At 65.1% G+C, this 9,012-nt stretch carries 7 protein-coding genes; 4 read left to right on the top strand and 3 right to left on the bottom strand.

Features of this window, described 5'->3' with window-relative positions; translation table 11 throughout:
- Positions 1-494: PhnD/SsuA/transferrin family substrate-binding protein (locus tag WT24_RS19725; protein WP_179949376.1), on the bottom strand; the 494-nt coding region annotated here is incomplete at its 3' end.
- 290 nt (positions 495-784) lie between these two features.
- Here WT24_RS19725 and WT24_RS19720 point away from each other — a divergent pair.
- A complete protein-coding gene (locus tag WT24_RS19720; RefSeq protein ID WP_059499017.1) occupies positions 785-1,306 on the top strand; it encodes a DUF6496 domain-containing protein in 522 nt (173 codons plus the stop codon).
- 169 nt (positions 1,307-1,475) lie between these two features.
- On the opposite strand, the gene WT24_RS19715 is transcribed toward WT24_RS19720, so the two are convergent.
- Positions 1,476-3,008 (bottom strand): CYTH and CHAD domain-containing protein, encoded by a 1,533-nt coding sequence (locus WT24_RS19715; protein ID WP_060035631.1) that lies wholly within the window; start codon positions 3,006-3,008, stop codon positions 1,476-1,478.
- Between the two features lie 659 nt (positions 3,009-3,667).
- Here WT24_RS19715 and WT24_RS19710 point away from each other — a divergent pair.
- Entirely contained in the window at positions 3,668-5,332 is a 1,665-nt protein-coding gene (locus WT24_RS19710) for a SulP family inorganic anion transporter (protein WP_257127526.1), read from the top strand.
- Positions 5,333-5,706: 374 nt separating this feature from the next.
- On the opposite strand, the gene WT24_RS19705 is transcribed toward WT24_RS19710, so the two are convergent.
- A complete protein-coding gene (locus WT24_RS19705; RefSeq protein WP_060035627.1) occupies positions 5,707-8,064 on the bottom strand; it encodes an AsmA family protein in 2,358 nt (785 codons plus the stop codon).
- On the opposite strand from WT24_RS19705, the gene WT24_RS34955 reads away from it, so the two are divergent.
- Both WT24_RS34955 and WT24_RS19700 read left to right on the top strand, forming a co-directional pair.
- A complete protein-coding gene (locus WT24_RS34955; RefSeq protein WP_179949374.1) occupies positions 8,015-8,272 on the top strand; it encodes a hypothetical protein in 258 nt (85 codons plus the stop codon). The two genes, WT24_RS19705 and WT24_RS34955, sit on opposite strands and share 50 nt — an antisense overlap.
- Positions 8,247-8,819, top strand: coding sequence for a bacterioferritin (locus WT24_RS19700; RefSeq protein ID WP_060035626.1), 573 nt, complete (start codon positions 8,247-8,249; stop codon positions 8,817-8,819). Before WT24_RS34955 ends, WT24_RS19700 begins: the two co-directional genes overlap by 26 nt.
- Positions 8,820-9,012: the final 193 nt, after the last annotated feature.

The raw sequence follows: 9,012 nt of genomic DNA, 5'->3' as shown, positions 1-9,012 counted from the left end.
TCGTCGGGCGCGAGCCGCGCGCGTGCGAGCGCGACGAGCAACAGATAGTGGCTGCCGGCGGCCTTGGTGACCGCGATGCGCTTGCCCTTCAGGTCGGCGAGGGTGCGCAGTGCGCTGTCCTTCTTCACGATGATCGCCTGTGCCTTCGGCGACGGCGCTTCCTGCGCGACATACACGAAACGCGCATGGGCGGCCTGCGCGAAGACCGGGACCGTGTCGGCGACGTCGGCGCTGAAATCGACGGCGCCGACGTTGAGCGCCTCGGTCAGCGGCAATCCGCTCGCGAATTCATGCCACGACACGCGCAGCCCGAGCGGCGCAAGCGCCTGCTCGAGCGTGCCGTGCGCCTTGAGCAGCGTGATCAGCGTCGACGATTTCTGGTAGCCGATGCGCAGCGCGGCCGGCGTGTTCTCCGCATGCGTGCGGATGCCCGCGGCAGCGAGGCCCGCAGCCAGTATCGTGCGCGCAAACGCGCGGCGGTTCATCGACGTCATCAAGCGTGTTCCTCGGTGGGTGGGTTGCGGTGAGGCGAACCGGCTAACGTACCAACGCCGAGGGCGGCCGATAACCGATAAATTCTGCTATCGATCCAACCAACCGGCATAAGCGGAGCGCTCACTGATTCGGATGCGTTCGCTTGGTGTCGGGGAGTCCTGATTTTCGGCGGCGCACGGTGCGATCCGGATTGTGCGGAGCAGTCGCCGCGCGCGGTGCGCGCTTCGAGGTGCACTGGGCACGCCCGTTGCTCGAAAAAGTGCGTACGCCTTTATCAAGGAGAGTGATCATGCCCGAACAGAGAGCGATCCAGCGAGCCCGCGCCGACAAACGCAGCGGCAAGTCGTCGAGCACCCAGGCAGGCGAGTTCGTCAAGGAAGAGATCGACCGCGTACGCAGCGGCAAGCATGGCGTACGCTCCGCCAAGCAGGCAATCGCCATCGGTCTGTCGCAGGCGCGGCGTGCGGGTGTCGATCTCAAGCCGCCCGCGAAGGGCAAGACGAGCGAAGCGACCCGCAAGAAGGCGGCGCAGGACACCGCCGCGGGACAAGGCAGGAAAAAGGCGAGCCCGAGCACCGAATCGAAAGCGAAACGCTCGCGCACCACGACTGCCGTGTTGAAGCGCGAGAGTAAGGAGGGGGCGTCGTCGACCGCGATGTCGAGGCAGGCGAAGAGCGCTGCCGCACGCCGTCCGGCCGCGAGCCGTTCCGCGGCGGCCAAGAAGGCGGCGCAGACCAAAGGCGCGGCAGGCCGCTCGGCAGCGGCCAAGAAGGCAGCACAGACGCGGGCGGCCCGTTCGCATCATCACTAACGCGTTGGCCGATCGGCAACGCGCGCTCGGATCGCGGAGCCGGCGAAATATCGGCAGCACGGGCAGAACCCCGCGCGCTTGCGCGGAAGGGGCCGCTGCGCGGGTGCGCGCTGCCGCAGCCGTTGCGGCGACTATGCCGGGCTCGATACGGCGTGGCCGGCACCGGTCTCTATCGAGGTGGAGACAGCCGCTTGAAGCGCTTCCATAACTTTTTCATTTGAGCGTAATCGGCGGCCACGCGCGAAGCCCAGAACCCTCGAACGAAAGCTGCGCCCGAAGCGGTATCGGCGTGGGTGCGGGGAAGCGAATCCAGCAGACGGTCCGCGACCACTGCGTCGTTGCGCCAGCCCAGGTCGTCCTGAAGCGTACTCAATGTCGCCACATAATGCTTCACGGCCGACTTCCGAAACAACGAAGCAAAGAATTCCGTCGCATACCGAAGTTTCTTCGCGGCGATCCGCGCCCGATGCCGGCGGCGATCATCGAGCCCGGCCAGCCCGCGGCCGCGCTTGAGCAACTTGTTGTGCCTGCGACGCAATATGTCGGATGCAAGCCGCTTCGCCGGATTTCGTATGGCTTCGGACGTCTTCGTCGACATGCCGTCACGCCAGCGTGCACCGTTTAGCCATAGCGTCAATTGCAGCATCAGACGCGTGTAACGGACGGACTCCGCGGCAGCGGCTGCGTTGGCGCGCTTTTCCGTTGCCACCCGTTGGCACGCGCGTTCCACTGCCCGGCGTTCCAGCTTCTTCTCCGTCTGCTCGAGTGCCTGGCCGAGTGTCGAGCGAACGAGCACCTCCCAGTCGCGCGCCTCTCCGAGCTCCGATGCGATCCAGCGCAATTCGTCCTGAAGCCCCGGATAGGCGGGAATGACCTTGTCGAACAGATCGAGCGCCGAGCGCAGACGCCGCAGGCCGACGCGCATCTGATGCACGCTCGACGGGTCGTGACCGGACACGACGCCGCGTTCGTTCGCGTGAATGTGCTCGAGGCAATTGTGTGCGATCTGGTGGAATGCGTCTTCGATGCTGTCCCGTTTGTGAAGCGTCACCGGCTTCGCTTTCACGGGTGTCTGATGTTGTTGCAGAAGCATTTCATAGCCGCGATCGGCCTTGCTCAGGCGGTCGAAGCGAAGCGGAACCGTCGCGAGCAGATCGCGCGCAATCTGATACAGACGGTCGGGCCGGCCGCGCTTCAATTCCATCTCGACTGCGACGATGGGAGTCGAAGCCGTGTCGGTTTCGATGGTGCCTTCATCGATCGCAAACTCGACTTCTTCGTCGGGCGGCAGGTGTAATGGCAGCACCGTGCGGCGAATCCTGGTGACGAAGCGCGCTTCGAGATTCGACGCGGTGCGTTTATCGCGAATCAGCTTTCCTAGACTGCTGTCGGCGGGGATCGAATCGGTGAACAAGCTCAGATCGGGTGTGCGGCCGTCGACCGGCATTTCGAATTCGTCGCGCTCGTACACGCCTGCCTGCGCCGAGCCGTCGAGCTTGATGGTCTGGACCGTCTTGTCGCCGTGATCGCGCACGCGCAGCGACGCATTGCACCGACGAAATGCGAGTTCCGGTGTGTCGTAGTAGGTGCTGACGAGCGTTGTGTCAGACGACACTGTGTTCTTGCTTTCCGCGAACAGCGGCGACTCGCGGATTCTACCCACGTGCTCGCGGTCTACCAGCAGTTTCAGTTCCCTTTCCATTGCACTCCTTTGCTCTCGTCATCGGCCGGTCAGCTCGCGCGCCGTTCGGCGGCGAAGCTTCGCCGTCCGATGCAGGCGAGCATTTTTTGCACCCTCCGGCGGCCGCTTCGAGTGTCACGCTGGTAGCGCCCGACATGCCGACATGCCGACATACCCGACGGGCTCCCATCCATCTGCCTCTTCCCCGTCATGCGCCGCGGTCCGGACACGGAATTTGCGCGAGCCAGGTAAAACGTACAAAGCGACTGCTCGTAATCGAGAAGGGGCCATACGAATCGAAGTGGTTCAACCGGTTGCGTGCCGGTGCCGGGTACGAGGCTTGCTGCGAACGGGCACCCGAACCGACGCGTGGCGTTTCCGTTGCGCCGCCTGACGCGTCGGAACAGGCGCAGTGCAATGGATCCGAAGGCGTTGCGCAAACGCCGGCGTTCGCGGCAGCCTGCAGACAGCGTCGACCGGGCTTGTCACGACAGCGGCAGTGTGCCGCCAGCGCCGGTGAACGGTTGGGAGAGGGCTCGTCATGGAACCACGCGATCCGAAAGTTCATGACCCGGCCAAGACACGCGGGAGCGACACGTGTGGTCAGCGATAGCACCGTACAAGGATTGAAGGAAATCGCCCGCCGCGTGCCCGGTATCGCGTGGCTCAGCACGTACCGGATGGCCTGGCTGCCGGGTGACGCCACCGCAGGCGTGACGCTGAGCGCCGTGCTGGTGCCCGCCGGCATGGCTTACGCGATCGCGTCCGGCCTGTCCGCCGCGTCGGGGCTCTATGCGTCGATTGCCGCGCTGGTCACCTATGCGGCGGTCGGGCCGAGCCGCATCCTCGTGCTCGGGCCCGATTCGGCGCTCATTGCGCTGATCGCGGCAAGCATCGTGCCGCTCGCGCACGGCAACCTCGCGCATGCGGCAGCGCTCGCGGGCGCGCTTGCGTTGCTGTCCGGCGCCCTTTGTCTGGCGGTCGGCCTGTTCCGGCTGGGCTTCATCACCGATCTGCTGTCCACGCCGATCCGCTACGGCTATCTGAACGGCATCATCGTCACGATCATCGTCAGTCAGTTACCGAAGCTGCTCGGTCTGACCGTGCACGAAGCGTCGATTCTGCAACAGTTGCGCGCGCTGGCGAGCGCCATTGCCGCCGGAAAAACGAACCTCGCGGCCTTGTCGATCGGTGTGCTGTCGCTCGCCGTTATCCTGGCATTCAGACGCTGGGCACCGAAACTGCCGGGGGTGCTGGTGGCCGTGGCCGTCGCCACCGTCGGGACTGCATATTTCGATCTGGCGGCCCGGACGGGCATCAGCGTAGTGGGCACGTTGCCGCGCGGCCTACCGCTGCCGGACTTTCCGGCGCTTGCGCCGAGCGAATGGCTCGCACTATCGGCAAGTGCCGCCGCGATCGCACTGGTGTCGTTTACGGACATCAGCATGCTGTCGCAGATTTACGGGCTGCGCAGCGGGGACGGTGTCGACCGCAATCGCGAATTCGTCGCGCTCGGGATCGCAAATATTGCAGCAGGGCTGTTCCAGGGCTTTTCGGTCGCGGCCAGCGGATCGCGCACGCCGGTCGCCGAGGGGGCCGGTGCGAAGAGCCAGGCCTGCGGCCTGATTGCCGCACTCATCGTGGCGGCGTTGCTGGTTTTTGCCCCGCAGGCGCTCCGTGATACGCCGCAAGCCACCCTCGGGGCCGTGGTCGTCGCCGCATCGTTTTCGTTGATCGAAATCGCCGGCCTGCGGCGGCTTTATCGGTTGCGCCGTCCGGAATTCGTGCAGTCCCTCGCATGCTTTGCCGGGGTCGTGCTGTCGGGCGTGGTGGCCGGCGTCGGTATCGCCCTCGGGCTTGCCGTGCTGGCTTTCCTCTGGCGGGCGTGGCGCCCGTATTCGGCCGTGCTCGGCCGGCGCGACGGCGTGAAGGGCTATCACGATATCGCGCGTCATCCGGACGCGCGGCGCATCCCCGGGCTGGTTCTGCTGCGCTGGGATGCGCCGCTGTTCTTCGCCAACGCGGAAATCTTTCACGAGCGCGTGATGACCGCGGCGCGCGATGCGCCCACCCGTACCCGTTGGGTCGCCATCGCGGCCGAGCCCGTGACGGATATCGACGTTACAGCCGCCGACATGCTGGCGAGGCTCGACGACGAACTCGACGATGCGGACATGCAGCTATGCTTCGCGGAACTCAAGGGGCCGGTCAAGGACAGCCTGAAGCGATACGGATTGTACGAGCGGATCGGCGAAGACCACTTCATGCCGACGGTCGGCGAAACCGTGTCGGCGTATCTGAAATCCCATTCGGTCGAGTGGCACGATTGGGAAGGCGAAGGATGATGTACCCGCGTCTGGGCGACGACGACGTAGTGGAGGCAGCGCGACGCGCGTCGCGAAAGCCGTCCCTCGCGAAGTGCGCGTAGCCAGTACTGTTCGCACGCAGCCCGCGCTGGCGGGGCGGGCTCACCGCGAGGGTGGCAACGAGATCGTCACGGTCGCCGCGGCCCGCAATGCACAGTACCGACGGCGCGCGGTATCGGTCGGTTCCTGCCTCGCCGCTGAGTCAGGCCGGGCGATCGCCGCTCCAGCCGCCTCGTTGCGGCAGCCTGCAATGGGCGGCATCGAATTCCCCCAACGCGCGAAGCTCGTGCCCGGCGGCGGATCGTCAGCCGTTCCGTGTTCGGGCGGAGCGATCGCCGGTACAACGACGAGAGTCAGCGAGTTGTCTTGGGCAACGGCATGCCGAGGGCGGAGGAATGAGTCGCGTCCCCGACCGGCGTGCCCGGCGGCAGGCGCAGCCCTTTGGCCTTCTTGCGTTGGCCCGGCGGCGGCGCGGTCGGTTGCTGCGACTGCATCGCCGCGATCAGTTGCCGGCACGGCAGCGGTTTGTGGTTGCTCGGCGCGATCAACGGAATCAGCGCGGCGAACGGATTGACGATGCCGAGGCCGACCATCGCGCCGCCGCGTAGCGCGAGCGCGGTCGGATTCACGCCGACGTGCGGATTCTTGAAGGTGCCCTTGACGTAGAGCGGCGAGCGCAGTGTGAAAATGCGGAAGCCCTTCGTGTGCGGGTGTACGCCGAGATCCATCGTTTCGTTTTTCATGTTCACCTTGCCGTCGATGTTGATGACGGCGTCGTCCGTGTCGAGTGCGAACGCATGCGAATCGAGCACGCCATCGGTGACCACGAAATCGGCGGCCGCGCAGTTGATGTGCACGGTGCGATCTCCATACAGCTTTTCGTAGACGACGTTCGCGACGTTCAGGCCCGCGGCTTCCATGAGCAGTCGGCTCAACACGCCGTCGGTGACGAGCAGCTTCACCTCGCCGTTGGAGCTGGCTGCGAGCGCCGCCGGCGTGTTGCCGGTCGCGGACAACTGCGCGTCGCCATTGACTTCACCGAGCGCGCTCTGCATCGTCTTCACGGTCGGCAGCAGCTGCTTCAGCTTGAGATGGCGCACGCGCGTCGACGCGCGTGCCTTGAGCGGCCGCTCGCGGCCGTCGAGATGAAGGTCCGACGCGATCGAGCCACTCGCGACGCCGAACTTGAGCGGCTCCAGCGACAGCACGCCATCGATCATCACGATGTGCGTGTACAGATCCGTAATGGGCAGCGCCGGATCCTTGATGATGCGGCGGCCCGTGAATTTCACGTCGGCATCGATCGCCTTCCAGCGCTCGGTCCGGAAGCCTTCGACAGGCAGGGCCTTGTTCGGCGGCTGACGCGCGCTGTCGCCGCGCCTGGCTTTGCTCGCGTTGCTGTCCGCGCCGACCACCGGTGCCAGATCCTTGAACTGCAGCAGATTCGAGACCACCTCGCCCGTGAGCAGCGGCCGCGGTGCGCGTTGCGTATAGATCAGCGTGCCGTCGAGATCGCTGCCGCCCACGCGGCTTGAAAATTTTTCATAACGGAACACGCTGCCGCCGGGTTTGATGTTGCCCGTCAGATGACCCTCCGTGGCGTAGGGCGGGGTCTTGGGAAGCGTGATGCCCGTCAATTGATACAGGCGATCGAGGCTCGAGCCTTGCAGCCACAGGCGCAAATCGACGGCAGCCAGATGGGCGGGGTCGGTGACGGTACCGACCAGTGAAACATGCAGGTCGCCGGCCTTGACGTCGGCCTGTACCGGGACGGGCCGCGACGCATCCTGCAGCGCGAGCACGCCGCCGAGCTTGCCGTTACCCGACAACGCCGAATGCTTGTAGCTGCCTGTCGCTGTCCAGCCGATGCCGTATTGCGGCTCGCCCGTCTGTTGCGTGACGGCGGCAGCCGTTCCGCTTGCGGGCGGCTGGGCAGCCGAAGCGGGGCTTCCGGGCGTGGTCGGCGCTGCCGATACACCGGATGCTGCCGACGCCGCAGATGCCGCCGCTTGCGCTTGCGTGCTCAGCTTTTGCGCGCCTCGCTTGCCGACCACTTCGGCCGACACACTGCGCGACTTGTTTTCCTGCTGTTTCAGGACTTCGCCGATCGGGATCGCATGGCCGAGCGTGTTGACCGTTGCCTGCATCGCCACGTCTTTTTGCTGGTCGGACAGCGTGATGTTGCCCTGGTCGAGCCGGATGTCGTGCAGGTCGAGTTTCCACTCGAGCGGGTGCGCGGAGGACTTGAGCTTGAAGGTCCAGTTGTTTCGTCCGTCGGCGACGCGTTCGAGGTCGATGGAAGGACTCACCAGATGGATGACCGGAATGACGATGTCGTGCGTGATCAGCGGAAGCAGCTTCACCTGGAAGTCGATTTCGTCGAGCGTGGCGAAGTACCGCTGTTTCGTCCAGTCCGGGTTCGCGATCGTGATGTTTCGCGCCGCAAAGGTAGGCCAGAGAACCCACGCACGCCAGCCGGTTTCGCCGCTGGCGCGATGCCAGCTCACGGTCAGGTCGCCGTTGATCGTGAACGTACGACCGATCGCGGCGCTCACCTTGTCGTCGACCATGGGCCGCGCCCGATTCCAGTCGAACGTGAAAATGAACAGCGCGATCGCCGCGATCAGAATGATCAGTACTGCGACGAGCCATGCAACGACTTTGCCTGCCATTCTGGCGATCGTCATTCCGGACGCGTTCGGTAAGGCCATGGCGAAGGTCTTGAGATTTGCGGTCCGGCCCCCTCACGGGCCGGCCTTCGGCAGGAAGGCAGCAATTGCCGTACCGCGGGCGGGCCTGTCCGCTGCGGGATGGTCGAGCAGTACCGGGCAGGTATCGATTTTGCTGTCCAAGGCGGGCAGCAGATTTTCTTACCGGATAAAGGAGCAGATCGATGACGAAATCACCTGCAACCCATGACGCGGTACCTGAATCCAGCGACCCGTTCGTGCTGGACCTCGAGAAAATTCGCGAAGACGCGCGCAAGCACATGTCGGACGGCCCGGTCACGCAAACGTACGGCGCGGACCGCACCAAGGTGCTGAAGCTGCTCAACGACGCGCTGGCGACCGAGATCGTCTGCACGCTGCGTTACAAGCGGCATTACTTCATGGCCAGAGGCATCAATTCCGAAGCCGTGGCGCAGGAATTCGCGCAGCATGCGACCGAAGAGCAGGAGCACGCCGACCGGATCGCCGAGCGCATCGTGCAGCTCGGCGGCGAACCCGATTTCGCGCCGGACGGCCTGAAAACGCGTGCGCATTCGGAGTACCGGGAAGGCACGGACCTGACCAGCATGATCGGCGAGAATCTGGTCGCCGAGCGGATCGCCATCGACACGTATCGGGAGATCATCCGCTACCTCGGCGAGAAGGATGTCACGACGCGCCGGCTGTTCGAGGAGATTCTCGCGGTCGAGGAAGAACATGCCGACGATATGGCCGATCTGCTCCAGGGGCGTGGATAGTCCGTTGAAGGCGTAATGGTGGAGAAGTCTGGCAAGGCGCTTGCGAGGCCGGGCGGTAGCGCGGGAAAGGCGCCCGGCCGGGCCGTGCGTTCCGGGAGAATGTCTTCAGCCCACGGACGCGCCGGGAAGCGCGAGGCCTGCGCGCCTTCGTACAAGTATGCGGGCGCGGTGTTTCCCGAGCTTGAAATGAAAA

It is taken from the genome of Burkholderia sp. MSMB1078WGS (assembly GCF_001528895.1).
Lineage (GTDB): Bacteria > Pseudomonadota > Gammaproteobacteria > Burkholderiales > Burkholderiaceae > Burkholderia.
The sequence above is the reverse complement of the archived record's forward strand: the minus strand, read 5'-3'. Positions and strand labels throughout refer to the sequence as shown.